Annotated in this window: 31 protein-coding genes, 1 pseudogene and 1 other annotated feature (1 of these 33 only partly in view); of the genes and pseudogenes, 3 read left to right on the top strand and 29 right to left on the bottom strand. The window is 34.7% G+C overall.

Translation table 11 applies throughout. The features are described 5' to 3' along the window. Nucleotides 1-135, bottom strand: a binding site (T-box leader) (it extends 133 nt beyond the left edge of the window). A gap of 243 nt (nt 136-378) precedes the next feature. From K8L98_RS26070 to K8L98_RS26055, 5 genes are all read right to left on the bottom strand, one after another. Further along, nucleotides 379-828: a hypothetical protein gene (locus K8L98_RS26070; protein WP_243551235.1), complete on the bottom strand. Its 450-nt coding sequence runs from the start codon at nt 826-828 to the stop codon at nt 379-381. A gap of 394 nt (nt 829-1,222) precedes the next feature. Further along, nucleotides 1,223-1,759, bottom strand: coding sequence for a GNAT family N-acetyltransferase (locus tag K8L98_RS26065; protein ID WP_243551233.1), 537 nt, complete (start codon nt 1,757-1,759; stop codon nt 1,223-1,225). A gap of 98 nt (nt 1,760-1,857) precedes the next feature. Continuing rightward, nucleotides 1,858-1,974 (bottom strand): hypothetical protein, encoded by a 117-nt coding sequence (locus K8L98_RS26970; protein ID WP_420828887.1) that lies wholly within the window; start codon nt 1,972-1,974, stop codon nt 1,858-1,860. Nucleotides 1,975-2,178: 204 nt separating this feature from the next. Then, nucleotides 2,179-3,102 carry a cupredoxin domain-containing protein gene (locus tag K8L98_RS26060; protein ID WP_243551231.1) on the bottom strand — a complete coding sequence of 308 codons (924 nt, stop codon included), beginning with the start codon at nt 3,100-3,102 and terminating at the stop codon, nt 2,179-2,181. Between the two features lie 318 nt (nt 3,103-3,420). Further along, nucleotides 3,421-3,624, bottom strand: a complete 204-nt coding sequence (locus tag K8L98_RS26055; RefSeq protein WP_243551229.1) for a PleD family two-component system response regulator — start codon at nt 3,622-3,624, stop codon at nt 3,421-3,423. 154 nt (nt 3,625-3,778) lie between these two features. Here K8L98_RS26055 and K8L98_RS26050 point away from each other — a divergent pair, with 154 nt between their 5' ends. Beyond that, nucleotides 3,779-4,102, top strand: coding sequence for a four-helix bundle copper-binding protein (locus K8L98_RS26050; RefSeq protein ID WP_243551227.1), 324 nt, complete (start codon nt 3,779-3,781; stop codon nt 4,100-4,102). A 137-nt stretch (nt 4,103-4,239) separates the two neighbouring features. On the opposite strand, the gene K8L98_RS26045 is transcribed toward K8L98_RS26050, so the two are convergent. From K8L98_RS26045 to K8L98_RS26000, 10 genes and pseudogenes are all read right to left on the bottom strand, one after another. Then, complete coding sequence (locus tag K8L98_RS26045) at nt 4,240-4,686, bottom strand: TVP38/TMEM64 family protein (RefSeq protein WP_338037052.1); 447 nt, start codon at nt 4,684-4,686, stop codon at nt 4,240-4,242. A gap of 463 nt (nt 4,687-5,149) precedes the next feature. Continuing rightward, nucleotides 5,150-6,319 (bottom strand): stage II sporulation protein P, encoded by a 1,170-nt coding sequence (gene spoIIP, locus K8L98_RS26040; RefSeq protein ID WP_243551225.1) that lies wholly within the window; start codon nt 6,317-6,319, stop codon nt 5,150-5,152. 268 nt (nt 6,320-6,587) lie between these two features. Beyond that, a pseudogene (locus K8L98_RS26035) lies at nt 6,588-6,808 on the bottom strand (C40 family peptidase); the annotation flags it as partial. Nucleotides 6,809-7,089: 281 nt separating this feature from the next. After that, complete coding sequence (gene rpsN, locus K8L98_RS26030) at nt 7,090-7,359, bottom strand: 30S ribosomal protein S14 (protein WP_252201418.1); 270 nt, start codon at nt 7,357-7,359, stop codon at nt 7,090-7,092. 112 nt (nt 7,360-7,471) lie between these two features. Next, the gene (locus tag K8L98_RS26025; RefSeq protein ID WP_243551223.1) at nt 7,472-7,828 is read right to left on the bottom strand and encodes a hypothetical protein; all 357 of its coding nucleotides are present in this window, start codon (nt 7,826-7,828) and stop codon (nt 7,472-7,474) included. A gap of 252 nt (nt 7,829-8,080) precedes the next feature. Next, complete coding sequence (locus K8L98_RS26020) at nt 8,081-9,283, bottom strand: GTP-binding protein (RefSeq protein ID WP_243551221.1); 1,203 nt, start codon at nt 9,281-9,283, stop codon at nt 8,081-8,083. Between the two features lie 121 nt (nt 9,284-9,404). Then, nucleotides 9,405-10,562 carry an FAD/NAD(P)-binding protein gene (locus K8L98_RS26015; RefSeq protein WP_243551219.1) on the bottom strand — a complete coding sequence of 386 codons (1,158 nt, stop codon included), beginning with the start codon at nt 10,560-10,562 and terminating at the stop codon, nt 9,405-9,407. 1,266 nt (nt 10,563-11,828) lie between these two features. Further along, complete coding sequence (locus tag K8L98_RS26010) at nt 11,829-12,965, bottom strand: zinc-dependent alcohol dehydrogenase (protein WP_243551217.1); 1,137 nt, start codon at nt 12,963-12,965, stop codon at nt 11,829-11,831. Nucleotides 12,966-12,981: 16 nt separating this feature from the next. Then, the gene (locus K8L98_RS26005) at nt 12,982-13,344 is read right to left on the bottom strand and encodes a spore coat protein (protein ID WP_243551215.1); all 363 of its coding nucleotides are present in this window, start codon (nt 13,342-13,344) and stop codon (nt 12,982-12,984) included. A 10-nt stretch (nt 13,345-13,354) separates the two neighbouring features. After that, the gene (locus tag K8L98_RS26000; RefSeq protein ID WP_243551212.1) at nt 13,355-13,570 is read right to left on the bottom strand and encodes a spore coat protein; all 216 of its coding nucleotides are present in this window, start codon (nt 13,568-13,570) and stop codon (nt 13,355-13,357) included. Nucleotides 13,571-13,710: 140 nt separating this feature from the next. On the opposite strand from K8L98_RS26000, the gene K8L98_RS25995 reads away from it, so the two are divergent. Beyond that, the gene (locus K8L98_RS25995) at nt 13,711-13,923 is read left to right on the top strand and encodes a hypothetical protein (RefSeq protein WP_243551210.1); all 213 of its coding nucleotides are present in this window, start codon (nt 13,711-13,713) and stop codon (nt 13,921-13,923) included. Beyond that, nucleotides 13,916-14,215 (top strand): spore coat protein, encoded by a 300-nt coding sequence (locus tag K8L98_RS25990; RefSeq protein ID WP_243551208.1) that lies wholly within the window; start codon nt 13,916-13,918, stop codon nt 14,213-14,215. The genes K8L98_RS25995 and K8L98_RS25990 overlap by 8 nt, the downstream gene beginning before the upstream one ends. 198 nt (nt 14,216-14,413) lie before the next feature. Here K8L98_RS25990 and K8L98_RS25985 read toward each other — a convergent pair whose 3' ends face one another. The 14 genes from K8L98_RS25985 to K8L98_RS25925 all read right to left on the bottom strand — a co-directional run bounded on the left by K8L98_RS25985 (nt 14,414) and on the right by K8L98_RS25925 (nt 25,151). Continuing rightward, entirely contained in the window at nt 14,414-15,361 is a 948-nt protein-coding gene (locus tag K8L98_RS25985) for a sigma-70 family RNA polymerase sigma factor (RefSeq protein ID WP_243551206.1), read from the bottom strand. Nucleotides 15,362-16,002: 641 nt separating this feature from the next. After that, nucleotides 16,003-16,569: a GNAT family N-acetyltransferase gene (locus tag K8L98_RS25980; RefSeq protein WP_243551204.1), complete on the bottom strand. Its 567-nt coding sequence runs from the start codon at nt 16,567-16,569 to the stop codon at nt 16,003-16,005. Between the two features lie 95 nt (nt 16,570-16,664). Then, nucleotides 16,665-16,850, bottom strand: coding sequence for a hypothetical protein (locus K8L98_RS25975; RefSeq protein ID WP_243551202.1), 186 nt, complete (start codon nt 16,848-16,850; stop codon nt 16,665-16,667). Nucleotides 16,851-17,164: 314 nt separating this feature from the next. Continuing rightward, a complete protein-coding gene (locus K8L98_RS25970; RefSeq protein WP_243551200.1) occupies nt 17,165-17,509 on the bottom strand; it encodes a hypothetical protein in 345 nt (114 codons plus the stop codon). Between the two features lie 132 nt (nt 17,510-17,641). Further along, the gene (locus K8L98_RS25965; protein ID WP_420828891.1) at nt 17,642-18,433 is read right to left on the bottom strand and encodes a lipid II flippase Amj family protein; all 792 of its coding nucleotides are present in this window, start codon (nt 18,431-18,433) and stop codon (nt 17,642-17,644) included. Beyond that, nucleotides 18,393-18,515: a nucleotidyltransferase domain-containing protein gene (locus K8L98_RS26965; RefSeq protein ID WP_420828890.1), complete on the bottom strand. Its 123-nt coding sequence runs from the start codon at nt 18,513-18,515 to the stop codon at nt 18,393-18,395. Before K8L98_RS26965 ends, K8L98_RS25965 begins: the two co-directional genes overlap by 41 nt. Before the next feature lie 155 nt (nt 18,516-18,670). Then, entirely contained in the window at nt 18,671-19,189 is a 519-nt protein-coding gene (locus K8L98_RS25960; RefSeq protein ID WP_243551195.1) for a GNAT family N-acetyltransferase, read from the bottom strand. Nucleotides 19,190-19,605: 416 nt separating this feature from the next. After that, on the bottom strand, nt 19,606-21,057 hold the full coding sequence (locus K8L98_RS25955) for a spore germination protein (RefSeq protein WP_243551193.1): 1,452 nt from the start codon (nt 21,055-21,057) through the stop codon (nt 19,606-19,608). Nucleotides 21,058-21,576: 519 nt separating this feature from the next. Further along, nucleotides 21,577-21,960, bottom strand: a complete 384-nt coding sequence (locus K8L98_RS25950) for a VOC family protein (RefSeq protein WP_154318603.1) — start codon at nt 21,958-21,960, stop codon at nt 21,577-21,579. Nucleotides 21,961-22,058: 98 nt separating this feature from the next. Continuing rightward, nucleotides 22,059-22,337 carry an ArsR/SmtB family transcription factor gene (locus tag K8L98_RS25945; protein WP_243551651.1) on the bottom strand — a complete coding sequence of 93 codons (279 nt, stop codon included), beginning with the start codon at nt 22,335-22,337 and terminating at the stop codon, nt 22,059-22,061. A gap of 443 nt (nt 22,338-22,780) precedes the next feature. Then, nucleotides 22,781-23,950 carry an MFS transporter gene (locus K8L98_RS25940; protein ID WP_243551191.1) on the bottom strand — a complete coding sequence of 390 codons (1,170 nt, stop codon included), beginning with the start codon at nt 23,948-23,950 and terminating at the stop codon, nt 22,781-22,783. A gap of 96 nt (nt 23,951-24,046) precedes the next feature. Then, a complete protein-coding gene (locus K8L98_RS25935; protein ID WP_243551189.1) occupies nt 24,047-24,235 on the bottom strand; it encodes a cyclophilin-like fold protein in 189 nt (62 codons plus the stop codon). A gap of 96 nt (nt 24,236-24,331) precedes the next feature. Continuing rightward, on the bottom strand, nt 24,332-24,481 hold the full coding sequence (locus tag K8L98_RS25930; protein WP_243551187.1) for a hypothetical protein: 150 nt from the start codon (nt 24,479-24,481) through the stop codon (nt 24,332-24,334). Nucleotides 24,482-24,581: 100 nt separating this feature from the next. Then, a complete protein-coding gene (locus K8L98_RS25925; RefSeq protein WP_243551185.1) occupies nt 24,582-25,151 on the bottom strand; it encodes a cyclophilin-like fold protein in 570 nt (189 codons plus the stop codon). Nucleotides 25,152-25,430: the final 279 nt, after the last annotated feature.

The raw sequence follows: 25,430 nt of genomic DNA, 5'->3' as shown, positions 1-25,430 counted from the left end.
TCTAATTCATTAACTGAAAGTCGACTTTGCTACTCAAAGGCCATTTTCAATCAACTATTTTCTGCTTCTTTTCAGCTACCAAAGCTCTCTGTAAGAAAATGATGGTTGACTTACTTTCCTCATCATCGCGTTTAACAAATATATTTTCCTTATTATTACACAATAATTGGAAATTTAGAAGTGTTTTTAAAGGTAATTATTAAAAATGGTTCTTCAACTATATGGTCCTTATGTAGAATAACTTTAGAATCCGCTTACTCCGTTAAACTGCCTTTTAGCTGAATAAGAAGAGGCGACACTTTGTTAAGCAATCGCCCCCGATAGTTGAAGAAGAATAAACAGACAGATGCTCCTGACAATTGTTTTGGATGGATTTATTTAATCAAGTTCTTTGAATTTTTGCCCATTGCCTTCAAATAATGGCTCTGTTGTTTCAGCATCTAAAATAATAAATTTATGCATAAAAGTTGTTTCATTGTCAATTATCGAACAGTAAAAATATACTTGTCGATTTGGGCTGACATTATCATTGGTATTTATATAGATATTGTTTAGATTTAAGTAGTAATTATCATTAACTTTCGAGCGAATAAACTTCTTTAAGTCTTTATAAGCCAGTTTTTGTATTAGATTTATATCTGCACCTTTAAATTGACTGTACCCTCTTAAATTGCCCGTACGTAAAAATTCTGTTGCACTAATAAAGTTCTTTTCCTTGTTATCAGGGTAAAGATAAGTATTTTCAGCATTTATGTGGTTGTTGCTATAAAGACACACTAATGAAAAAAACAATCCAAGTAACAAGGTTAAATATAATCGTCGGTTCATTCGTCTCCACTCCTCCTTAAGAGTAATTTTTCCAGATGGAGCGAAAGTATTACCTTATTAAGCTAAACTGCCATTTACTTCAAAAAGAAGAGGCGACACTTTTTAAGCAATCGCCCCAATAAACAAATATATATTAAGGTAATTCATCCTGATTCTTTACAACAACTTCGTTAGGATCAATTTCCTTATGCTTTTTTTTATTTATAAACCTATGAAGCAAAAAATAAACAATGTACATCCCTACTAAAGTCAAGACAATAAACAATAAAAGCGGAGCTGATATTATATCCATTTATACCACACCATTCTTTAATTTGTAGAAATTATCATGTGTTATTTCATGATTTTCATACAAATTAAAGTTAAACTCTAGAATTCCTTTAGCTTAATAAGTTTATATAAAATCATCATTTAATAAACCGTAGTATTCGACATCCTCAAATTTTCCCCACTTTAAATCGTGTTTAGGAAAAGTCCCTTCGTGATTAAAGCCGTTCTTAGTCAAAACCTTACTTGAAGCAATGTTTTTCTTCATTACAGTTGCCCATATTCTGTTCAATCCAACATTTTCAAAACCAAATTCTAATACCTTGCCTATGGATTCTGTTGCATACCCCTTTCCCCAAAAAGGCACTCCAAACCAGTAAGCTAACTCAGCTCTTTTGTGATTATTTTCAATGCGTAAAGTTACTGTTCCTATAAGTTTACCATCGCTTTTTTCTTCTATTGCAAAAATATAGCTCTCTTTTTTCTCAGCACGTTCTTTGTGTTTTTCAATCCAGTTAACAGCACTTCCAGGTGGATAAGGGTGAGGAATAGTAATTGTAGTTGCTGCAACCCTTTTATCTCCTGCTAACTCCTCAACAAAAGGTGCATCTTCTGGCTCAAATGCCCTTAATAAAGTTTTTTCAGTTTCAAGTTTAGATAGCATATCTAAAACCTTACCGTTTCTTTTATAAATGAAGAGTTATTCCATTAAACATTCTCAAGTTTTAAATCTTTATCTTAGTAAGAATAATAGAATTATCTTTAGATACGACTTTTAACAATATTTCCAATTTTAAAGTTAAATTCATTTCTAATTTCACTGGGTATATTTATTTGTCCATTTTTTCTTAATTTGACTTCTTTGATAAAGATTAACAAAGGTGCTCACCTCATGAAGAAATTATTATAATAATCTTATAAGAAATATTTGAAGAAATTATGGAATAAATGAAAAAATTCTACACAGCTGTGGACTTTTTTAATATTCGGTATAACACATAAAAAACATACTCTTCATTCGGAGTATGCCTTTTATTAGAATAAACATTTCACATATTACATTCTTAACATACGTTATTGTCTCTAAAAGACACTCATGCTTCCTATCATACCTGACTCTTTATGACCTGGTAACGTACAATAATATTCAAAAACACCCGTTTTAAGTGCTTTGAAAGTAATAGATGATTGTTCTCCAGGCATAGCATGAATATGTATTCCTTCTGCCCCGTGTCGATGACTTTCCATATTAATGATCTCTGCTTCCAATCCATCAATTTGTATATCATGTTCAACTGCGCCGGTATTCTTAAAATTAATTGTAACTTGCTGCTCGTTCTTTATTTTAAACTCTACAGGATTATATTTATAATCTTTTGCATCGATTTGAATAACATTTATTTCTTTATTTTTTACAGTCTGATTTTCAACGTTATGATTCTCATGAGAAGAATGATTACCTAATGTATTTGAAATAGTAATAGTGCCAGTCGTATTAAACAGAAAAAAAAACGACATAAGCGCAATACCTGAGATCATTGGATTTTTCAACCCCTTCACAAAGAACCAATCTTTTCGATCTCGGGTTTCATTTACTATTAAGTATAAAATAATAATATTGAAAACAATTTCAATTAGAAAAAGGATCTTGATAATTGAATCAATATTTACGATGGAAATCATTGCTCCTAACATAGCTCCCATCATACCGCCCATTAGTCCGGATAGCATTCCTTCAATACTTGCCAAGAAAGATAAAGGAAGCCCAATAATGGCTCCAGCAATCATTCCCATACCTAAACCAATAATGGTAGATAGATAAAGATTTTCAGCAAAGTATATACCGACTATTGTTCCACCCAGCAATCCAATCAGCATCCCCATAGACATTGCAGCCATCATACCGGTCATAGCGCTAATTTCCTTGCTGTGTTTATTAATATAGACAAAAGTTAGGAAAAATGTGCAAATGACTGTTGTTATTAAAATCACTAAAGAAATAGACAAGGTCAATTCCTCCTAAAAAGAAGTTTGTACAATATATGTAGACAAACTCCTCATTAGACGTTAATCTTATGCCAAATTGAAGTCTTTTCTTAGCTTTTCAATGCCATATCATCTAACTTATCTTCTTCTATTTCAAGATAAATTTGTTGAAAAGTTATGAGCTCGAGCTCATCGTTTTCGTGTTTATTCTAGCCAATTGTATTTCAATATCATATGGTTTGCTAATAAAATCATCTACTCCTGAGTGACATGCATTCAAGATATTATTTTTATTCATATTAGAAGATATTAAAAAGGACGGGACATTTGAAATCGATCTTATTTTATGGCCCTAAATTCTGTTCCACATTGAGATTGCTCTTTTACATCTAATAAAATAAGGTCTATGGCATCTTCATGAAGAAGCTCGGTTGTTTCAATTAAATCCAGTGTTTGTTTAACACGAAACCCTTTCTTTACAAGCATCGGTAATAAGTGTTTTTGATTATATGTTTCTTCTCCAATTAATAGAATTGAATTCAAAGAATCCCCCTTCCTTTCAATTTCATTCATTAGCTTATTATGAATTGTAATTGTGCAGAATTAATGGAGTTTTTCATTAGGACCACTTTTAAGTTTTATATCTCTTTGAATGGGAAATATAGAAGGCGTAAGCAAATTAAAAGGAGATGTTAACATGCAGAACCATTATGAATGTATTAAAGCCTGTTTGGAATGTGTTGAGGCTTGTAATGTTTGTTTCGACAAATGCTTATCAGAAGAAGATGTAAACATGATGAAAGAGTGCATTCGCCTTGATCGAGAATGTGCCGATATTTGTTCATTTGCAGCTCAAGCTATGATGAGAAACAGCGAATTTGCTCAACAAATATGCCAATTGTGTGCAGAGATTTGTGAAGCATGTGGGAATGAGTGTAAGAAACACGACCATGATCATTGTCAAAAATGTGCCGAAGCTTGTTATAAATGTGCTGAAGAATGCCGGAGAATGGCTGCGTAATAAATACTTGCAACTTCAAAAGCACCTGTTTATTCATTCAGGTGCTTGTTTTTATGGCACGTTTAATTAGATGTATCGATCAACTTTCTTAATGTGGGACCTTCTTTAACAGAGGGTTCTCTTCTTTTTATAGGTCCTCACTTCTTTTTCTTTATCTTTTTATAGCAAATAAAAATCCCATAACAAGCAGCTAAACTCAGGATTATTTTTCCTTGCACACTTACAGTTGTGACTTGATAAACAGCATAGGACTCCATAAGCATCGCTGGTAATTTACCTATAGTGCTCCCAAGGAAAAAAACCAATATAGAAACACTGCCAATCGCTGAAAAAAAGGTAACAATTCCCGATGGAATAAAAGGCATAATTCGTAATGATAGGATAAGTAAAAATGCATCTTTTCCGTCAAGATGCATGAGTGAGTTAACTCTGGGATGCCCTTTTAGCATTTCATGAGATATACGTTTAAATCCTTTACGATATAAATAAAAGGCAATTAAAGCACCTATTGTTTCACCAATAAAAGATATGATTGTTCCTTGCCAAAAACCAAAAAAAATAAGGTTAGCAGCTGTAACAAACACGCTCGGCACTACACCTGCAATTGAAACCATAATATTTATAAGGATACTTATTATAATTGCTATAGAGGAGTGGTTTTCAAAAATCCGAATTAATTCTTCTTGGAAAAGATGTCACCTCAATATGTGTTGAGCTATTAGTAGAGTTGTATTTGTTACTAATTCTATCCGTTTTTTTCTTGCAAATCTATATATCCTAGTACGTTTTGTGAATACTTCTTAAACGGATTAAACGCAACTAAAAAAGACCTAAATTGGTCTTTTTAAGTTAGGTATTTGTTTTGATAACACCATCTAACCTCTTTAAATTTTTCTGGATAACTCTTCTTTGTATAAATAAGCTACTGAAAAGAATAGGCCAGTAACAAAACATGAAATGGTTATTGAAGAAACACCTATACCTGTGATACTAATAATTGTGGAAAGAAAGGTGAATATTAGCCATTTAACAGATGTAGTAAGCTTTTTAACCATCTCCGTTCACCTCTTTAGCTTGACGTTCTTGCCAATAGATATCTGAAAAGACTTCTGAGAAAATATCAACACTTCGATCCAATTCATCGAAATCATTGTCTACTCCGCCTATTTCAATAAGAATAGCTTTATCAGAAATACCTTGATTGTATTCACCGTTGCCCATACTTTTGGCTTTTAGAAAAACACCTCGACTTAAACCTGGATACCGTTTTTCAATTTCATTATGAATTTTCTCTACAAATTTCAAGTTTTTCTCATAATTTTTATTTGCTTCACCTACAACAAAATATAACTTTGCATATTCTTTTCCATTAATCGTTTTAGTAGTCATTTTCTTTCTAGCTGAATCACGGTGTATGTCAATGTAGTATTCTGAATCCTGAGACTCATTCGCGCTTGCTTGAATAATGGCCCCAGACAACTTATAAGATTTTGTCGTGCTCCATTTTCTTTTAAGCAGTTCTTTAGTCATATTTGTTTGATCGTGTTTGACAGCAATACCTTCTTCCATCAGTTTATTCGATAGTCGGCTTCCCAGAGCAATAACATTCACCCTTTGATCATTACTAATTGCATCATTTGGAACCTTTGCGTTTTTTAATAAGGGAAGGAAGGATTCCCAGCTGTGAGTTTGATAGATATATACGGGATTATTCTTGTCATTTACTTTTTTAGGTTCTTCAGATGGAATTTTATCTTCTTCTCTCCCTTTTAATTTTTCCTCTACTATCTCTCTTTCCTTTAATAAAACTTCAGTTGGAGGAGAGGATTCAAATGGTAGAGTAGCCAAGTTTGTCCCTTCACCGGCAATTACAATTTTTGTGTCATAGAGAGTAAGTCCAGGTAATTCTCTTCCTAGGAATGTTCTAGCATCTTCTGGTACTACATTTGTTCCTAATTTAAAAAGAACCTTTGAGATATGGCTCATTGAAAACAAATCCTTCTCATTTTCCTGGGGCTGATAAAAGTAATGATTTTCAGCTCTTAAAAAATGAGTATAAATATCTTCGGATTCCAATCCTTCCATTACACTCTGAATAAATCCAGTTTTATATTTCACCTCTGAGTTAACTAAAAATCCTATAAAAAAGAAAATAAGTATTATAGTAATTACTCCGCCAAAAACGAAAGATATACTGTGATTTTTAAGTTCTTTCATGGACAACCTCCTTCACCAAACTATATGAGAGAGTTTTAGAAAATATTAATAGAAGGAGGTATTCTTAGCTGGAAAGATAATCGGTCCTTTGTTAATAAGGAAACTTTGAATTTAACTAGTAATATATATTAAATACCAAGGAGATGGTCAACACACTGTTTAAGATTAGACACAAAAAATGCAAACCATCAATTGATAGTTTACATTTACATAAATCGGAAATTACTTCCTGATATATTATTCAATTTGGATAAATCTAAATCCCGCCTTAATATTTTTCAGCCCCTAAATATCTCTCAGACCAATAACTATTATTCATAGAGCTAATACTTACACCTTTAGAAGAAGAACAATGAATTGATTATTCCCTAAATATATACCTGCATGAGAGGCCCCTGGCTTATATGTCTCAAAGAATACTAAATCACCTACCTGAGGTGATGAAACTTTAACTCCCTGCTTATAAATATCAGCTACAGTTCTAGGTAGGACTGCTTAATAAAGCACCGGTTAAGATAAAAGATGCGATTAATTTTTTCATTCTTTACCTCCATATTACTAACTTGCTATTCTTAATATTAACATCATTAAGTAACAGCAATGTTGAATTTACATTTCAGTTAATTTACAAAATAATGCAAAATATGTGCAGATTATACATTCTTCGCTATTATTGGAATTCAGAATTAATCGTAAAAAAACCCTCCTGATATCCGAAGGGTTCTTTTCAACTCATATTTTTTACTATCTAATATTATATAGAAAGTTACTTACCAGCTTGCTTTTTTCACTCCTGGAATCTGACCTTTATGAGCATATTCTCTAAAAGCAATTCTGGAAAGTTTAAATTTTCTTAGGTATCCTCTTGGTCTTCCAGTTACTTCACATCTGTTTTTTAAACGTGTTGGCGATGAGTCTCGAGGCAGTTTTCTAAGAGCTTCAAAATCTCCTTTTTCTTTCAGCTCAATACGTAATTCTCTATACTTCTCAACTAATGCCTGACGTTTTTTCTCTTTTGCAACCTTCGACTTTTTGGCCACTGCTCTCATCCTTTCTTTCATAATTAAAATAGAATAAATCGTAATAACCATTTCAAATGCACTCTGTTATGAAACCTGAATCTTTAATCAAAGTTCTACGTGTGCATAATACTCAAGTTACAAACAGAAAATATTTCATCTTTTGTTTTGTCTTCTCCTGATTTTTAATCACTTTCTCTGTATAGTCGATCCATTTATGTTGGTCTATTCTTTTATCCAGTTCACGGTTTATTTCATTTTCAATCTGCTTCATCAATCTATATGTTTCATCCACTGTCATACAAAAATGATTAGCCGCCTGCTGGAATGGAGACCTTTGGATAAGCAGGTTTAGAAATTGCTCCTTTGTCTCACATTGTGAAGCCAGTCTATCTTCCAAACTTTCAATGTATTGATATAGGTTTTTTTTCTTAGCAGGCAGCCGTGCAATAATGCTGCGTGTTAAGATATTCATTAGCTTATCGTTCATCACTGTCACCTCTTAAACATAAAGTCAATCCATTCAAATAAGAATCATTACGATTTCGATTATAACCTTTTACTTTCCTAAAATCCAATTCATGTATATCTTGTTAAGGCTATGACAAGAATAACGTAGATTTTTCACTTCCCAAAAATCCAGCTCAAATATAAATTTTACATCTTTATTCAAAATAAACCTTCTTTCAATTCTTAAAATGAATTTAAAAAAGTTAATATAAAAAAAACAAAAATAGGGTTATTATTTCGAAGTAGGTATCTCCCATTCAAATGGATCCTCAAGTTTGTTCCAGTCGGAATCAAATTCATCATTTGTAAGTAAACATTTATCCAATAGCTTCACAACATCACGTTCGTTCATATCCACCCCAATAAAGACAAGCTGTGTCATTCGATCTCCAAACTCTGGATCCCATTCTGCCTGTATATGAGGGTTCTCTTTCAATAGTGCATCCCGTTCAAGTACGGGCAAAGTTGCTACCCAATAAGACACGGGCTCGATAATAATAGAAGGTCCTGCTTGTGAGACAGAAAGGGCAAGTTGATTTCTTGTAGCACACCAGGCTATTCCTTTGACCCTGACCACATTTCCTGAAAGAGAATGCATCAATTGATAAAAACGGTCACTGTGAAAAGGCAGTCTCCGTTTATAGACAAACGATGTTATGCCGTATTCTTCTGTTTCCGGCTGATGGTCTTTATGCCCGGTTGTTAACTCTTTAATCCACCCAGCAGATTCACTGGCTTTTTCGAAGTCAAAAAGACCGGTCTGAAGAATTTCTGTAGGCTTGACTTGACCCTTTTCTGTTCGAATGAACCGTGCCCCGGGCTGAAGCTTTCTTAATACCTGTTCGAGTTTATGTAATGCTTCCTCCGTTACGAGATCGCACTTGTTTATGATGAGAACATCACAAAATTCAATCTGATCCAATAATAAGTCAGCAATTACTCTATCATCTTCATCACTTAATGCTTCTTTTCGATCAAGCAGACTATCACCTGATTTGAAATCATGCCAAAACCGATTTGCATCAACGACCGTAACCATTGTATCCAGCATGCAAAAACGAGTAAGGTCGATCCCCAGCTCCTCGTCGATATATGAAAAGGTTTGAGCCACAGGAACTGGCTCGCTAATACCAGTTGATTCGATTACGATGTAGTCGATATTTCCTTCGAGTACAAGTTTTTCTACTTCGACAAGCAGATCTTCACGCAGCGTGCAACAAATACAACCGTTTGACATCTCAACTAACTTTTCTTCTGTTCTCTTTAACCCTCCCCCTTGCTTTATCGTTTCTGCATCTATATTGATTTCGCTCATATCATTAACGATAACAGCAACTCTTAGCCCTTCTTGATTTTGAAGGATATGATTTAATATGGTTGTTTTGCCGGCACCTAAATATCCGCTTAATACTGTTACAGGAATTTTTTTGGTCAAGAAGCTCTCTCCTTAAATCGTAATCATTACGATTTAAATATATGATATAAATTCTAAATTGTAAAGTAAAACCAAAATTTCTTTCTTTTTTTTATCTATCAATGAAATGGTTTTGATTAAGTTAAATTGATGATACGATTTGTTCAGCAGCTTGTCTTGCACCGGAAATATTTCTAGCAATGGGTCCAATCTGAAGTTCAGCTAATGCTCCGGTTACGTACAAGCCTTCAGCCCATTCAAGACGCTCTGTTACAATTGGATATCCGCATTCTGCACATTTTAGCTTTTCCCTTTTCATCAGTGGGGAAATCCATTCTCTTCCTGGGAGTGTAGGCTTAAAACCAGTCGCTAGAATAATTGATCTAGCTAAGATCTCTTTACCCTCTTTAGTAATCAGTATTGTGCCGTTTTCAACTTGCTTAAATGTATTAATTTCCTCATCTAACCAGTCAAGTTGCCCCCGTCTCTTCAAATGGTGAAGTTTCATATGAAGATCTTGAGTTATGGAACCTCGGTGTCTGGCTTCAATAATTCTCCTGCGCCGGCTTGAATAATCTGGATTATTTCTAAATGAAGCCTGCTTTTTAGGGCCAAGCCATCCTGGATCGCTATCAAACAGCTTTACTCTGAATGGATGCCTTTTCACCATTGTTACTTCACCAGGGAAAATGCTTGCCAATTTATTCACGAGATGTGCAGCTGTCATCCCACCACCAATAACTACGATAGGCCCTAATAAAGATTCAAAATTAAAATTATCCTCAAAAATATGATGAATGGTCTGCGTTTGATCTTTTAACTTTAGTGCCCATTCAGGCCAATAAGGCTGTTCTCCAATACCAATTGCAATCACCACATTCTTTGTGGCTAACTTATTTCCGTCATCATTGACAATTTCCCATTTAACCCCAGTCTTCTGAACCTCTATAACCCGACCCTTTATCCAGCATTCTCTCATATTTAATTCATGAAACAGATGATCACAATGCTGCTTAAAAAGACTTAATGATGGTCTTTTAAAACGTCCATAAAAAGTTTCGCCATGATTCTGTTTGGAAAATCGTTCAAGCCCAAATGGATTTATCTCAATATGATGAACGGATGGAGATCTCAAATATGGCATTGAAATCGCTTTTGTGCAACGTTCCCAGTTTTCCAGCGGCTTAGCGTGCGGATCTATAATTCGTATTTTACAAGGTGTTGTTTTTTTGCTTTGCAGAAGAAAAGTGGCCATTGTAACCCCCTGTACTCCTCCTCCAATAATGATCCATTCATACATTAAAAATCACTCCTATTATTTAAAGCGTAATTATTACGATTTGATAAAAATAAGTGTAACGAAAATAGCTCTTACTTGCAATAGCCATAAGAAGATCTGCTTTTTAGAAGCATATTCACAAGGATTAAGAATCTAACCTTAATCCTCTGCTATTTTTTATAATGTTCTTTTTGTTGCCAGTATTTCGGCTGATCTCAGCTTGCACAGAAACTATTTTTTTGATGATGAAATTATGTCCTTTAATCAGGATTTCTACTTGTAAATAATTTACAAACTTTACAAATTATTTTCAACTCGAATGGGTCAATTGGTACCTGTAGAAAACCGTACACTCCACTTGTTATTAATGTAAACTTAAACGTTTTTTTCAAAATGGAGAGGGGCGTAATTTTTCGATCAATCAAAACTTTTTAGTAGCTATCATTTTTGGTAAATCCATAACTGACTCCTAAGTGTTATGTGATTTTAGTATTAAATTGACTTTGGATAGCATTGATTTTCGACTTAGCTTCATGTCTCTTAACAGCATTACTTCAATGTAATCATTGACCACAATATCATCCATGTTGGTTCCTCCTAATTTATCTTTCTGAAATGATGTAGTAAGTAGTCTTTATATAATTTTCAGTTTTTCTTTTTATTCCAACTTTGTACTTGTACTTTTCTAATAGCTCTCGAAACTTATTTACAGTAACGTATTGATTCTTCTTATTTTTCAAATTCAAGCTGACAATGATTCCTATCACTTCTTCTTTTGTGAGCCTAACCTCTAAGTACTTTTCTTCAAGTTCAATCTTAACATCAGGAAGCTTCTGATCTTTAGTTCGAACTACAAGTAAATCAATATCGTGTCGAATTCTTCCTCGTACTTTTTGTTAAGTAATCGCCCCCGATTGTTGAATAAAGGACACGATCCACTATTTGTGTAATGCGTCCGATTGCTGAAGATCAGAACTATAAAATTATTATCCAACAATACCTTTAACCATAATGATTATCGGTAATTAAGAAATCATTGATTCAACAAAAAAGACGATGGATGATCACCGCCTTAAATGATTGTTTTATCTTTCTGTAAATTTATTTTTGAAATAAAGGTACTCAACCTTATGTTTTTGTGGCCATTAGTTGTGATGCAAGTATTGCGGTGTAGATAGTTGTTAATAGTATGCCAAAAACTGCTATCCCTAATGAGTTCTTGTTATTCAAAATAACAACCTCCATTTCCAAAAGAATATATAGGAATTCATCTTAGATTTATTCAATTTAAGGTTTTAGAATGACTTTTATACAATTATCGGTCCTTGTGTCAAAAACTTCGTATCCATGCTTTGCCTGGTCTAATGGAAGTACATGTGTAATTACATCACCAATATCAACCTTTCCTTCAGATATAAGATTGTAAAGAAAAGGCATATACGGAATAACTGGGGCCTGACCCGTTTTAATGTCAACATTTCTTTGGAAAATGTCTCCTAACGGGAAACCATTATAACGTCCCCCATAAACACCGGTAATTTGGATGGTCCCAGCTTTGCGTACAGCCTGTGATGCAATGACAAGCCCGCCCATTGCACCGCCATGAAGCTTCATTCCGGATGCAAGATATTCAAGAGGCGTCATCTTGCCGCTCATACCTGAACAATCAATAACTATATCTGCTCCACCTTGTGTTATCTCTCTTAAATATTCGCCAACGTTTTCATGTTCTTCAAAATTTACAGTCTCCACTTTATTGGTCCGTTTCGCATGCTCAAGCCGGTATTTGAGGTAATCGACCGCAATAACACGCTCAGCACCTTTAAACCAGGCAAATTTTTGAGCAAGGAGACCTACTGGACCACATCCTAAAACGATGACAGTATCACCAGCTTTGACACCAGAGTGATCTACACTCCAATAAGCTGTTGAGGCTGCATCTGCAAGTAACACTAACTTTTCATCTTCTACTTCGCAGTTATCCGGTAATTTGAATGGAGTAAAGTTTCCATATGGAACACGCATATATTCAGCTTGTCCGCCAGCAAATCCACCGGTTGTTTCTGAATATCCAAAGAAGCCGCCCATTTCACCATGAGGGTTTGAATTATCACATTGGCTGGTTAAGTCATGGTTACAGTACCAGCAATGCCCGCAGCTTACATTAAAAGGAATAATTACCCGATCCCCTTTTTTCAATTTTGTTACTTCCGGTCCTACTTCTTCGACTACCCCCATCGGTTCATGGCCTATTACGTAATCAGTTGGCATATTGGGAATCATTTGATGAATCAAATGCAAATCGGATCCGCATATAGCAGAAGTTGTTATTTTTACAATGATATCATCGCCATTTTTAATTTTTGGGTCTTTTACTTCTTTAACCTGGACATTTTTATTCCCCTGGTACGTGACAGCTTTCATTTTTCTCTAACCTCCCTTATTTATTAGGCGTTGCGAACATTCCAAGTCTATCCGTATCATTCGGGAATAAGTTCATCCCGGCAATCATTAAAGCATTGTCGGCAGATTTAAGATCCAACTCAACTTGCTTGCCAACATCTTTCGGATATAACCAGCCCTTGCTTATCATCAATTCAGATATCTCGGTGTGTAAATCAATAGATAGTTCCATTTGCCTGTATAATGCCTCTCTTAACTCCGGGCTCGCTGTTTCAGTTAACGCAATGGCATATGTATGAATGCCCGTTTTAACTGAAAGAAGAAACTCCAATGCAATGCCCGAATCTGCCATTTCTGGCATATGTTCAGCTCCTTGGGGATCCAAATAATCCATTTCCATTTTTTTCACCTCATTCTATATAATTGGTTCTTGCCCCTTTATAAAATTCTTTAAGTTCATTTATCGCTGCAATTGACTGTTGAACATTTTTTTCCATCAGTGCTTTTAAATCTTTATCGAAACAAAGGCCCTGCATAAGCTTTGATTTCAATAAGCATACAGTTTGCAGGTTTAATACCTCATGTGTTTCCATTGTTTCATGATAAGCCAAGCTTTTCTTCTCCATGACTTCACCTCCTAAAGTTAAAATCCCTTAATATGTGTATATTATTCAATAACTACTGGTTATTGGGATATTTTGGGTGGGATGTGTATCTCCAGACTGAAGCAAGATAAGAGAAGTTTTTAAAGATTGGAGCGATACTCTTGACAAAATATTTAGGACTTCATGAAACACTGGAGATACTCGAGTTAATTGCATTTAAAACAGTATGTTTAACAAAAGCTGTAACTATGTGCAAATTGCTTCCTGATGGAGATCTTAAAACAATTCTTTCTGGTGATTTAGAATCAGGAAGTCAAGGTCTGAAGCAACTACAGACCTTTATTACAAACCGGGAGGAGACTCACAATGACTAATCTCCTGCAAAATATGGCTGGAATGGGAGGATTAACAGAACGGGCAATCGCCTCGGATTTTCTGATTTCATCTAAATCTGCTGTCAGAAATCTCGCATTTGCTATTACAGAAACAGCTACACCTGAACTGAAATCAGCTCTTCGCGAGCAATTAAGAAATGCAGTGGATACACATGCCAAGATAACAGATTTTATGACTGCCAATGGATATTATCACCCTAATCATTTAGGTGACCAATTAAATGTGAGACTGCAGGATGCACATACCGCTTTAAACCTTAAAGATCAATAGGGGCAGTATCGTATGTTTTATGCAATAAAAAATCAGCTGCTATTAAACAGCTGATTTTTTCCTTCAATATATTACAAAGGTAGATCTTCAACCTACAAAGGTAGAAACGATTCCCAACTATGAGTTTGGTATACAAAAATCCTTTTGTCTTTCACATTTCTTTCAATAGCTGGAGGAGGAATATCACTGCTGCCTTTCCTATTTCCAATCAACAACAGGTTTATCGATTTGTACCGGGTAACCTAACTCTTCAGAGGAAGCAAACATAAATTCCTTCCTAAAATAATAACTACGATGATGAACAATTTTCCCATTTTCAATTTCTTGATACTGGATATCGTGAACTTCTGCACCTTGTTCTCCATCATAAAATAAAACAATGACATTTTTTCCCCAAAGTTTGTACTTTTCAGCTCGGAAACCAGGTAAACCGAACTGCATAGAGCCTGACCGCATTTCATCCTTAGAAAACTCTTGGAAACCTAATGAAGCTTCATTATAAGCATCGTCACTAAATATAGACAGTACCCCTTCAAGATCTCCATTATTCAATGCATTTAAGTATTTTTCAATAATAGGATGCTCACTATTTATTGATTTTGATGTAGAATTAGACTTTGAATTTATTTTAGGTGGTTGGTTATTCAATTTTTTCCTCATGCGTTGTAAAGTTGCATAAACAGCACCTGGAGTTGTCCGAACAATACCGGCCACTTCTTTAGCTGTAAAGGAGAATACTTCCATGAGTAGAAAGACAGCAGATTGTCTAGGAGTAAAAAGGGTTATTAGATGATTAAGAGCTTCTTCTACATCTAAACCATCGGGAATTTCTTCTGCTGGAACTTCTTCTACCTCTAAACTACCAATTACTCTTTTTTCTTTACGACAGTGATCAATCCATGTATTAGTCGCTATTCTGTATAGATACGGTTTTGGGTTTGTTGGATGCCATCGTTGATATATGCTACCAAACGCCTTTACCATCGTTTCTTGATACAAATCTTCTCCATCCCAAGGTGAACCAGTTAAATAACGACAATACTTCCACAAACCTTCTGTAAATTCATCAACTAACTGGTTAAACTCTGTTTTAAGCTCTCGAGATTTATCATAAATTGAAAGCTTTTGATCACGTGAAATAGTCATAATAGCCTCCTTCTTTTTTATTCATTCTGTATAACGATTTAGAAGGTCAAAATTATACGCACGTTAAACAATTTTTTCTAAGTGTATTAAAAATAAGTAAAAATCACACTTATTAATAATTTGCGACTATATAATATTTTCTTCTTTTATTCAAGAATATGGCCCTTATGTAGAAGAACTTCAGAATCCGCTTGCTCCATTTAACTGCCCTTTAATGGAATAACATACCACTTCAAGCAGGGGAGGAGGGGGTTATTCTTGGGATATCTTCTTTTGAGCATTGGACAGCATAAAAGCCATCCTAACGGAAGGCTTTTTCTATTTTTGTGACACTTATTTAATTAAAGCCCCCGATTGTTGAAGATCTTCTATTAATATCTTATTAAAGAAAAGCACCCTTTAGTTGAATAACAAAAGACAAATTCTATTCTATTCAAATCCAAAGTATTTCTCTACTTCTTCACTTGCCTTTGGCAATTCCATTCCCTTTTCCCAAATTAAAATTTTAACCTTTGGCGTACCATAATACCCCCGTCCTGTTTTGGATAGGGGTAAAATAAAGTTTTATTTAACAATCGCGCCCTTTTCTTGAAGACTTGAATTGAGATAATTCTTTTTAGCTGCCTTTAATTTAAGCAATGTTAATTTATTTTGGAATAAATACAAGTGTCAGTCAGCTTGCTGCCATCTGCGGATAGATCCTCCTTCCTTAAAGTACCTTCAAATATAAAACCAAGTTTTTCCGGTATAAAGCGACTTTTAAAGTTTCTTGATTCACATCTTATTTCAATTCTCTTAAATGCGAGGTGATTTAATCCGAAGTTAGCTAACTCCTTTACTGCTTCCGTCATATATCCATTACCGCTATATTTTGTATTAATCCAGTATCCCATTTCACATTTTGGAATGTCCCAGTCAATCCCATGAAGGCTCGTAGTTCCAATAAAGTCCTTGCCGCCACCTTTATCAAAGATAAGAAAACGAAAACTTTCTCTTTTTAAAAAATTTATATGAGCATTCCTTAACATGATCTCTGTTTCTTCAACAGTAGGAAGTTCTTGGAAAAGTGACAACCACGCTTTTAATTCATAAAAGGAATCTCTAATTGCTTGGTTCACAATTTCTCCGTCTCCAGTTTGAAGTGGTGCTCGCAGAATTAGCCTTTCTGTTTCTAATTGTAAAGGAATATCTAATAACAAAGGGTTCATTTGATTTTCCCTCTCCTTGATTATACTTCTAATTGGCTAAGGTTTTTCCTTTCTCTTGCCTTCCTTAGACGGCTTCCGATTCTTAACTCCTCCATCTATTCCCCCCCTCTTTTCATCTCTGACGGATTGACTCCCTGGAACTTACCGTATAAATGGATTTCTCCAAGCATTGTCTCTTTGTCACTAAAATCCATCGCTTTTACATTTTTAGTACTTATACCCCAGTTTTGATGAGGGTCCGGTAAATTCATCCCGGGCTTAATTGGCTGAAAAACGTTCATTTGAACCCCATATGGTTCTCTTTCATCAAGGGCTATTACATTTATGGGTTTAGTTTTTTATAAAGTGCTAGTATTCTTCTAAAATCAGATGATTGCATGTTACCGATCTTTTTCTTTAAAAGAATTTTTTTGCTTGAAGGGCAAATGAAACCTCAATTGGATCATCTCTTACTTTATTATACATTTTATCCAATAATAAGATAAGACTTATTCCCTTAAACTGCCCTTTACTTTAATAAGAAGAGGCGACACTTTGTTAAGCAATCGCCCCCGATTGTTTAATACCGATCCTTGAATACTACGGGGTTATCTCATTAGAAATCTAATCCAGCATACAACCTGGCTGTCGTAGAAGGAGAAAAAGTCACTTTGTATTTAGTACCCAGTTCTTTCTTCACTTTTTCTGTAAGGTGTTCGCCTAATTTATTATGAATATTTTCCAACCCTATTCCATTGGGACGCAAAGTATCTTTATCCCAGTTAATCCAATCACCGTACATCATTATCCATCTGACAAGCTCATCTTTTAATCCATTTGAGATGGGAGCTTCCTCTATATCAAAGTTACAGCCGCATTGATTACACCAAATAGGATCTGTATCAACTTCACCTTCAACTTTTAAATTATATGTTTCCTTGTGCTCACAAAAACATCGCATACAAAATCCTCCTCTATTAAACCTAATCTTGTTTAAAAGGACTTATTATTCTGCTATTCTGTCCCAAACTCCAATGAAAAGAGCGATCGCACATTTTGCTGCTATCGCCTCCGGTAGTTTAATAGCCATTTCTTATATCCACTCAGAAAACCACGCTACATAATATGCCGCAGGGATAAAAATAACCTGTGCAACTATCGTCCCTACAAATTTCGAACTAATCATAGTTAATGAATAACTTTTTAAGAAGATATATTTACTCTCTTTCTTAACAACCCTGTCCGCTAGAACCGATGCTTTTGGATCTATGAACAATGTTAAGAGAATGGTGGCAATTCCGTTAATAATACCCGAAGACATTAATGCTGCCTGTGCGTAATCTTTCGGCACCAGCATTGAAGCATAGATTGAGGAAAGCACACCAATTGTAAATACGGCTGAGATAATGACATTTATACAAAATAGACGCTTTGGAATTGTCCTTAAAGTAATTCCACTTAGGTAAGAAATTCTAGGGAGCCTTATACACTTAATAACTTTTTTTATCCCAGTGATGTTTAAGTTTTTCACTACAAGAGACACAATCGAACCTCTTTCATTTGACAATTGAATAATGGCTCTGGAGAATATTGAAATAAACGTGGGGAATAAAAGTATTCCTATTAATACACCTATAGATGTTACACCAATAAGCAAGCGATATTGTCCTTCAATAAAATTCAATTTGTTTGCATCCGGTGCCTCAGCAATCAGTTTGGCCGTAAGAGGCTGCTGGATCATTGTAGAAAATCTCGAAAGGATAACCATCGTACTAAATAAAGATAGAGCTGTTGCTATAAGCTTCACTCTAGCACCAGATATTCTCGTTGAATAAGCCAGTGTTTCAATGATGGTTATGATTAATAGAAATACAGAAATCAACATTACTTTGCCTGTTATTAGTGCCATTAGCATATCCTCCAAAGGAAATAATAACAATTATTTCAAATGTCTGATATTTATACAAGCCCAAATAAAAAAGCTTATCTATCCAGATAAGCCCCCTTTAATAGAATAACTGCCATATGGCCTCAGTCCTAAAATTGTTCAACTCACAATTCTTCTTTAACTGACGCACCAAATAGTTCAACAAGATAAACAACGTTTAAATCTTTGTTGCTCTTATTCAAAACATATTACTGAGATGTCTTTCCAGCCATACGCAACATCCTCTACTTTGGTTCCACCAAACGTACTAATCCTATGAATATATTCTATTCCTCCCATACGTTCGTAAAAACCAAGTCCAGATTTATTCTGTTTCATTACCCAAACCATCATAGAATAAATACCTTTTTCTTTAAAATGCTTGGCAATAGCTGAAACAAGCTGCCTTCCTACACCTAACCCTCTACATTCCTGTAAGAGATATAGTGAATATAATTCTCCATCAAAATTCTTCTCATCAATGCTTTTACCTGATGCAAAACCTATAATTTTCCCTTCATCATTAATTGCAACATAAATAAAAGGTTCATTTTCGTTATCTGAAAAATCAATCCATCTTTTTTCTGCCTCTTCGTATGATAATTCTTTCAGATAATCGTCTGGTACTAGACCACGATAAGTAGTTCTCCAACTATCAACATATACCCTTGATACCTGCTTTAAATCTTCTTTACTTGCTTTTCTAATCTCCAAGTTATGTACCTCCGGCGTAAAAAAGTAAAATAATAAATTTTATAATAACATCCTTTGTTCAACTAACCTGCCTTTACTTCAATAAGAAGAGGCGATACTTTATTAAGCAATCGCCCCGATTGTTGAATAGAACAAGAACAAATTAATTATATAAGTAACATTTTTAAAGCTTCCTCAATATCGGTGTATAAATCATTTTTTGAAAAATCATATAAAGTTCCAGAACCTTTAAAGTATCCACCAAAGTAATACCATAACTCAAATTCATTTGCATATCTTCTTGGATTGAAGCCCCTGAATAAAACTCACTATTCGGATGAGTTTATCTTCTATATCCTGAGAACTTAGAATCATTTCCAATCCGCAAAGGAAAAGTCAACATCAATAAAGGTCCGCTAATAATGTACGAGCAAATATTAATCATTATCTTCGGTATAAGAATGCTTGCTATTAATAAGTTTCTGTAAATCTTCTCTATAAAATGTATCTTTCAATTCCTGCATTTTAAATGGAATTAAAGGTGAAAGATAGGGAACACCTACTGAATTTAGACTCACCATATAAATGATTAGAATTGTTGTAGCAATGATTATACCGTTAAACCCCCAAAAATTAGCAATAATCAAAAAAAGCATTCTTAAAGTGGTATCAGCTCCCACTAGTCCTCTATTAGCCCCTAAGAAACTAGAAAGAGATGTTATCCCTATAACGATTAGACTTACTGGGTGGATTAATTTTGCAGTAACCGCTGTTTCACCAATTACGATTGTTCCAATTAAAGATACCAAAATTACCCCACTTTTCGGAAGACGAAACGCAACATCTACTAACATTCTTATCAAAAATATAAGAATGAAAATTTCCCAAAAGGTTGGTAAGAGCTCCTCCTTAGAAATGATTGCTTTTGATATTTTGTTTGGCAAATCATCTTTATGAAAATTTGCTATCGCAATATAAACGCCAGGTAGATATACTCCTAATATAAAGGCAATCAAGCGCATGATTCGGTTAGTAAACCTGCCCATTGATATGTGATATTCATCAGGGGCATGCATAAAATCAATAAATAAAGCAGGGGCTATGATGGCGAAAGGGTTCCCATCAACAATAACTACCACTCTTCCTTCAAATAAGGAAGATACTACCCCGTCAATTCGTTCTGAATGTCTTACTCGAGGAAAAAAAGACCTTGGTTTTCCTTCTAACACATCCTCCAATACTCTTTCACTAAGGACATACTTTATGGTAAGACTTTTTAGCCTCTTTTTAACTTCTTTTAATATTCCTTTATCAACAATACCTTCTATATATAATATAGAAACAGATGTTGGTGAAAGAGAGCCAAATTCTACTGTTTCTACACAAAAATCGGGAGTTCTTAATGAACCTCTTATCAAATTAATATTTGTTTTCATTTTTTCTGTTAATCCAATTTGCGGACCTCTTGCTGAACGTTCCCCTATTGATGCTTCGATGCTTCTTTCCGCCCACTTAGGAGATGGTATAATTATTCCTTTTTGATACCCGTTAATCAGTAAAACGGTATTTCCTTGTACGATAGCATCGATCAATTCTTTATACTTAGTAGTGGTTTTCACATCTGCCGATTCAATTATTCTTTCAATTATTTGATCAATTATTGATTCCTTAAAACCTACTGTCTTGAATGGTTCTAATAAAGGCTTGACCACATATTCCTGAATAAGATCTAAATCAATAATTCCGTCCAGATAGACAATATCTATTTCTAAAGGACCTTTGAAGCCCACTTTTATATTTCTTACGATAATGTCTGATGTATCGTGAAAAGTATTCTTTATATTTATGATATTTTCTTTAAGGCATTTTTGAATTTCTATGTTAGGCATCCTTCTTCCTCCCTTAAAGTTAGTATTAGGAAGTGTCAAAATACTATACTTTTTTACATAACCTGTACCGTTCGAAGAAGAAAAATGCTGCTTTTTTTTGCAGCCAAAATAAGCAGCACATTAGTGTCATTAGTCAAATGATACAAATGTGCTGCTGTAAATGTATTGCCTCTGAAGTTGACACCTGCATTATTTAACGCCACAAACCCTATCAATAAAACTATATGTATCCATACCATACATTTTACGATTAATTCTGCCCAAACTTTCTTTCGTAAACCATAGTAAAGGACAATAGTAAAAAATAAGAGACTAACTATTCCACGAAGGATACTACCGTCTACAAAGACTAAAACTACATTTATCAATCCGGAAATAATAACCCTTAAAAAGGTATAACCCCGTCCTAAAATTAGGACAGGGTTAACATAAAGTTGTTTATTTTTTGATAAAAAACACTTCACTGAACTTAAAACTTACCAATAAAGTCGATAAGAACTACGTTGCTTCGTCATGAAGTTACTTCTGCACGATCTGAATTAGGTTGCCGCATGTATCGTCGAAGACAGCTATTGTGACTTCGCCCATTTTTGTCGGTTCCATAGTAAACTTCACGCCTTTTTCCATTAATCGTTCGTACTCTTTGCGAATATCCGCAACGCCAAACATTGTTGCTGGGATGCCCTCGGCAGATATCTTCTTTTGATACTCCTTTGCGGCAGGATGTTCATTCGGTTCGAGTAAAAGCTCGGTACCGTCTTGATCATCGGGAGAAACAAGCGTAATCCATCTGAATTTCCCCATGGGAACGTCATGCTTTTTTAGAAATCCCAGCTTTTCTGAATAAAATTCCAGTGCCTTGTCTTGGTCTTGTACGAATAAACTGGTAACAATGATTTTCATAATGTTTTGCCTCCTTTGATATTTACCATGTTGGTGCTCTGCAAACAATCTGGTTCCAAGCAGAAAAAACCTACATTCGTCAGAAGTTTTTAAATAAATTACTCTATCCATCCTTTCAGCAAATTTTTAAGTGGTTCGTTGTTAAATATAACTACTCGATATTTTCCCTTTCTTTTTGATTTTGCGAGCCCTGCATCTTCCAGTACAGAAAGATGTTTAGCTATCGCCTGTCGCGTAATGGAAAGGTCGTGCTTCGTAATAAGACGTACCGTGAGTTCATACAACGTCTGCTCGTTGCGGTCGGAAAGTTCGTCTATTATAAGCCGCCGAGTCGAGTCGCCAAGTGCTTTGAATATAGCGTCTTTGTCCCAATTCATATATCGAGTATAGGCAACTCCACGGTTGCTTGTCAAGCATAAGCAACTGTATGGTTGCGTGATAAAGGAACCGTAGCATGTAATCTTAACAAGTTAAAGTCACATATTAGCAGTTTGAACCATTATAGAAATTTAAACTGTATTTCAGCAAAAAAGTCATTAATCCTCCTTGGATCAACACACTAGTTAAATTATAAGCACCTTGTATGTTTTTTTATTTTTAACACGTTTCTTTTTCAACTCCAGTTAGTTTAATTACATTTCCTCACAATCTCATACAATTTAAATATCCATCTCATAAGAAGTGTTACTCCATTAAATGGCCCGATTGTTGCAAAGAAACAAATACCCGTTATTTGTAGCAATTCGTACTAAAAGAAAATAGGACAGAGATCATAAATCAATAATGAACAGGAAAATCTCAAAGAAATTGAAATGATTCCTTATCTAGAAAGTTGTTTTGTAGGACTATACTTATAATTTCTAAGTAAAATAAATACCAAACTCAATATTAACGATAAGAATCCCACTAATACGATGTATTGTGTACCCATCTCTGATATAAATAATCCACCTGCTGCAGCACCAATCGTTGTACCCAAATTAACTGCTGTTAAAAATATTCCATTAGCGAAATCAGGAGCTTCGGGGGCAGAAGACGTGATCCAGTATTGATTGATATTACCCCCTATACCAGCTATAATTCCCCAAATTAACGTAATGATAGCCATAGGTATGGTGAACTGTCCAAATAAGAATAATATGATGTAAACGGCTCCCAATGCAAAAGGGAAAATCACTACAGAATAGTTAGCATTTTTAGTGAGTAACTTTCCTGCCGCAATGTTTCCAATAATATTGGCTCCTCCGTAAATAAGTAACATTAAACTAATAGTGTTCGAAGACATATTTGTTACAGTTTTCAAATATTCAGCTAAATAACTATAAACTCCAAAGACGGCTGAGTTTAATAAAATGACAGCCACAATGGAAAGCCATGTAATTGATTTTTTTAATACGGATAATTGCACTCCGTAAGAAAGTCTTTCCTCAACAGGCATAGATGGTACAAAAATCAATGTAGCAATGAATACAATAGCATTAACAATAGCAAAGAATGCCATCGCCATTTCAATCGAAACGACATTAGCAATAAAACTTACGACTGGCACACCAATGACCATTCCCGCAGATACCCCAATAAATACTTTAGAAACAGCTTTTGGAGCTTCTTCCTTGCTAACTGAGGCTGCAGCTACTGTAAATGCCAATGAACAGTAAATGGGATGAAAAAAGGCTGGAACTACACGAGCAATTAAGGCAAGGGTAAAGTTAGTTGTAAATATGGATACAACATTCCCCAAAACGAAAACACCTAGTACAAGTAACATAACCGTCTTCCGATTCATCCCCGAAAATAATAACGGCATAGTTGGACCAGATACAGCAACAGCAAGGGCAAAAAGACTCACCAGCAATCCTGCTTTTGATACACTGACATGAAAGTGATCAGCAATGGAAGGCAAGATTCCAATAACTCCCATTTCAGTATTAATAATTCCGAAAACACCGGTGGTTAATATAAATATAAGTAAGTTATTCCGTTTAGTCATAAAATAGATTCCCTTCTTTCAGGAAAGTGTCATTTTCTAGCTGCGTAAAGGTGAGTTATTAAAGGAGCTATTTTCCTTTATCAAATAGTCAGCTTTTTAAATTGCAACTGTAAAATCACTGTTGATATCTAGAAATTTCTCTACTCCAGATTCGATCATTCCTAGTTTAATAAGCCCCTCTGAATAACGCCAATCTTCATAAAATATAGTTACGTCAATCCAAGGGGCATAATAATCGAAATCTCCAGCCGAAGGAACACGACCAGATAGTGCACTTTCTGTCACGTACAATTTACCATCATAATAATCGATTACAGAGGGTGCCCAAGTTTTGTACTGATTGAAGATGATATAGATATAGACCAAGGAATCCTCAAGGTTTTAAGCTAGTACTTCGTATCTTTGATTTTTTAGCTCATCTAAATAATTTTTACGTTCATAAACTGTAGTTTGTTGTTCATTCTCAGAACAGCCCTCAATTATAAGTATTGCCAGAAAAATACCGCTAAAATTTTTTTCAACTTCACTCACCTCTATCTTTCGAAAATCATTTCAGAACTAATCAACAAGGAATACAGTTTGCTTTGAAGAGAATTGAATTGAAGTCTTGAAATGAATAGCAGCACTACATTTAATCCATTTTTTCAATTTCCACTGTAAAATCGCCGTTAAGATTTTCAAGCTTTTCTATGCCAGATTCAATTTCCCCTAGTTTAATAAGCCCATTTGAATAGCCAAAATCCTTATAATATATAGCTAAATTCCCCCATGGAGCATAATAAGTGAAGTCTCCAACTGCAGGGTCAATTCCTGATGGTGCCTCTTCAGTAGATAATTTATCTGATGGATAACTAATTTTTTCCGTTCCTGCATAATCTTCAAATGTTAATGTAAGTGGGAGTAATGATAAAAAATCCTTACTTGTTGGATTATCATCCATGTTGACAATGACTTCTTGGTTGTTAAATGTTAATTTTATTCTTATATCTTCCATAGCATCTGACCCTTCATTATCAAGTGTAGAATCTTGGCTATCCCCGTTGTTTGATTCATCAGCTGTCACTCCTTGTTTGCTGCTTTGATGGGTAGTCAAATTTTCTTCGCTGCTTGTGTTTTCTTCATTGGTCCTGTTATTGCAAGCTGTTAATAATATTGAGGATACCATGAGTGATAACAGTATCCGTTGAACGTTCTTTTTCATTAAAATCCCCCTAGTGTATTTGCATATAAGTTAAATATACAAACATTACCATTAACTTACTTTTAGTATTAAATACCTCAAAACGATGAGGCATTTTAAATTGAAAGCTTTTACGACCATTTCCCCAGATTTTGCACCAGAGGCATTCTCTTCTTGTTGAGACATGTCCTTTGTATCAGAACTAGCAGTAATGCAAATAAATGAAATAATCGTTTTTTTATCCCGTTTTCCTCCTCATAATTTCGTTTTATTGTCCCGTAAATTCATCGTGACTTGGTT

Source organism: Metabacillus dongyingensis (assembly GCF_019933155.2).
GTDB lineage: Bacteria > Bacillota > Bacilli > Bacillales > Bacillaceae > Bacillus_P > Bacillus_P dongyingensis.
Note: the sequence above shows the minus strand (reverse complement) of the source record. Positions and strands in the feature narration are given on the sequence as shown.

What these genes read in the sequence shown, in the direction of transcription:
- K8L98_RS25965 (WP_420828891.1), bottom strand. Translation starts at nt 18,433, where the DNA reads ATGTTGATTTCTGTATTTCTATTAATCATAACCATCATTGAAACACTG.
- K8L98_RS25925 (WP_243551185.1), bottom strand. Translation starts at nt 25,151, where the DNA reads ATGAAAAAGAACGTTCAACGGATACTGTTATCACTCATGGTATCCTCA.
- K8L98_RS26000 (WP_243551212.1), bottom strand. Translation starts at nt 13,570, where the DNA reads ATGGAGAAGAAAAGCTTGGCTTATCATGAAACAATGGAAACACATGAG.
- K8L98_RS25945 (WP_243551651.1), bottom strand. Translation starts at nt 22,337, where the DNA reads ATGAATTGGGACAAAGACGCTATATTCAAAGCACTTGGCGACTCGACT.
- K8L98_RS26025 (WP_243551223.1), bottom strand. Translation starts at nt 7,828, where the DNA reads ATGAACGATAAGCTAATGAATATCTTAACACGCAGCATTATTGCACGG.
- K8L98_RS25955 (WP_243551193.1), bottom strand. Translation starts at nt 21,057, where the DNA reads ATGCCTAACATAGAAATTCAAAAATGCCTTAAAGAAAATATCATAAAT.
- spoIIP (WP_243551225.1), bottom strand. Translation starts at nt 6,319, where the DNA reads ATGAAAGAACTTAAAAATCACAGTATATCTTTCGTTTTTGGCGGAGTA.
- K8L98_RS26015 (WP_243551219.1), bottom strand. Translation starts at nt 10,562, where the DNA reads ATGTATGAATGGATCATTATTGGAGGAGGAGTACAGGGGGTTACAATG.
- K8L98_RS25970 (WP_243551200.1), bottom strand. Translation starts at nt 17,509, where the DNA reads ATGCGATGTTTTTGTGAGCACAAGGAAACATATAATTTAAAAGTTGAA.
- K8L98_RS26065 (WP_243551233.1), bottom strand. Translation starts at nt 1,759, where the DNA reads ATGCTATCTAAACTTGAAACTGAAAAAACTTTATTAAGGGCATTTGAG.
- K8L98_RS25950 (WP_154318603.1), bottom strand. Translation starts at nt 21,960, where the DNA reads ATGAAAATCATTGTTACCAGTTTATTCGTACAAGACCAAGACAAGGCA.
- K8L98_RS26070 (WP_243551235.1), bottom strand. Translation starts at nt 828, where the DNA reads ATGAACCGACGATTATATTTAACCTTGTTACTTGGATTGTTTTTTTCA.
- K8L98_RS25975 (WP_243551202.1), bottom strand. Translation starts at nt 16,850, where the DNA reads ATGAACGTTTTTCAGCCAATTAAGCCCGGGATGAATTTACCGGACCCT.
- K8L98_RS25990 (WP_243551208.1), top strand. Translation starts at nt 13,916, where the DNA reads ATGACTAATCTCCTGCAAAATATGGCTGGAATGGGAGGATTAACAGAA.
- K8L98_RS26010 (WP_243551217.1), bottom strand. Translation starts at nt 12,965, where the DNA reads ATGAAAGCTGTCACGTACCAGGGGAATAAAAATGTCCAGGTTAAAGAA.
- K8L98_RS25980 (WP_243551204.1), bottom strand. Translation starts at nt 16,569, where the DNA reads ATGAACCCTTTGTTATTAGATATTCCTTTACAATTAGAAACAGAAAGG.
- K8L98_RS26050 (WP_243551227.1), top strand. Translation starts at nt 3,779, where the DNA reads ATGCAGAACCATTATGAATGTATTAAAGCCTGTTTGGAATGTGTTGAG.
- K8L98_RS25940 (WP_243551191.1), bottom strand. Translation starts at nt 23,950, where the DNA reads ATGACTAAACGGAATAACTTACTTATATTTATATTAACCACCGGTGTT.
- K8L98_RS25985 (WP_243551206.1), bottom strand. Translation starts at nt 15,361, where the DNA reads ATGACTATTTCACGTGATCAAAAGCTTTCAATTTATGATAAATCTCGA.
- K8L98_RS26005 (WP_243551215.1), bottom strand. Translation starts at nt 13,344, where the DNA reads ATGGAAATGGATTATTTGGATCCCCAAGGAGCTGAACATATGCCAGAA.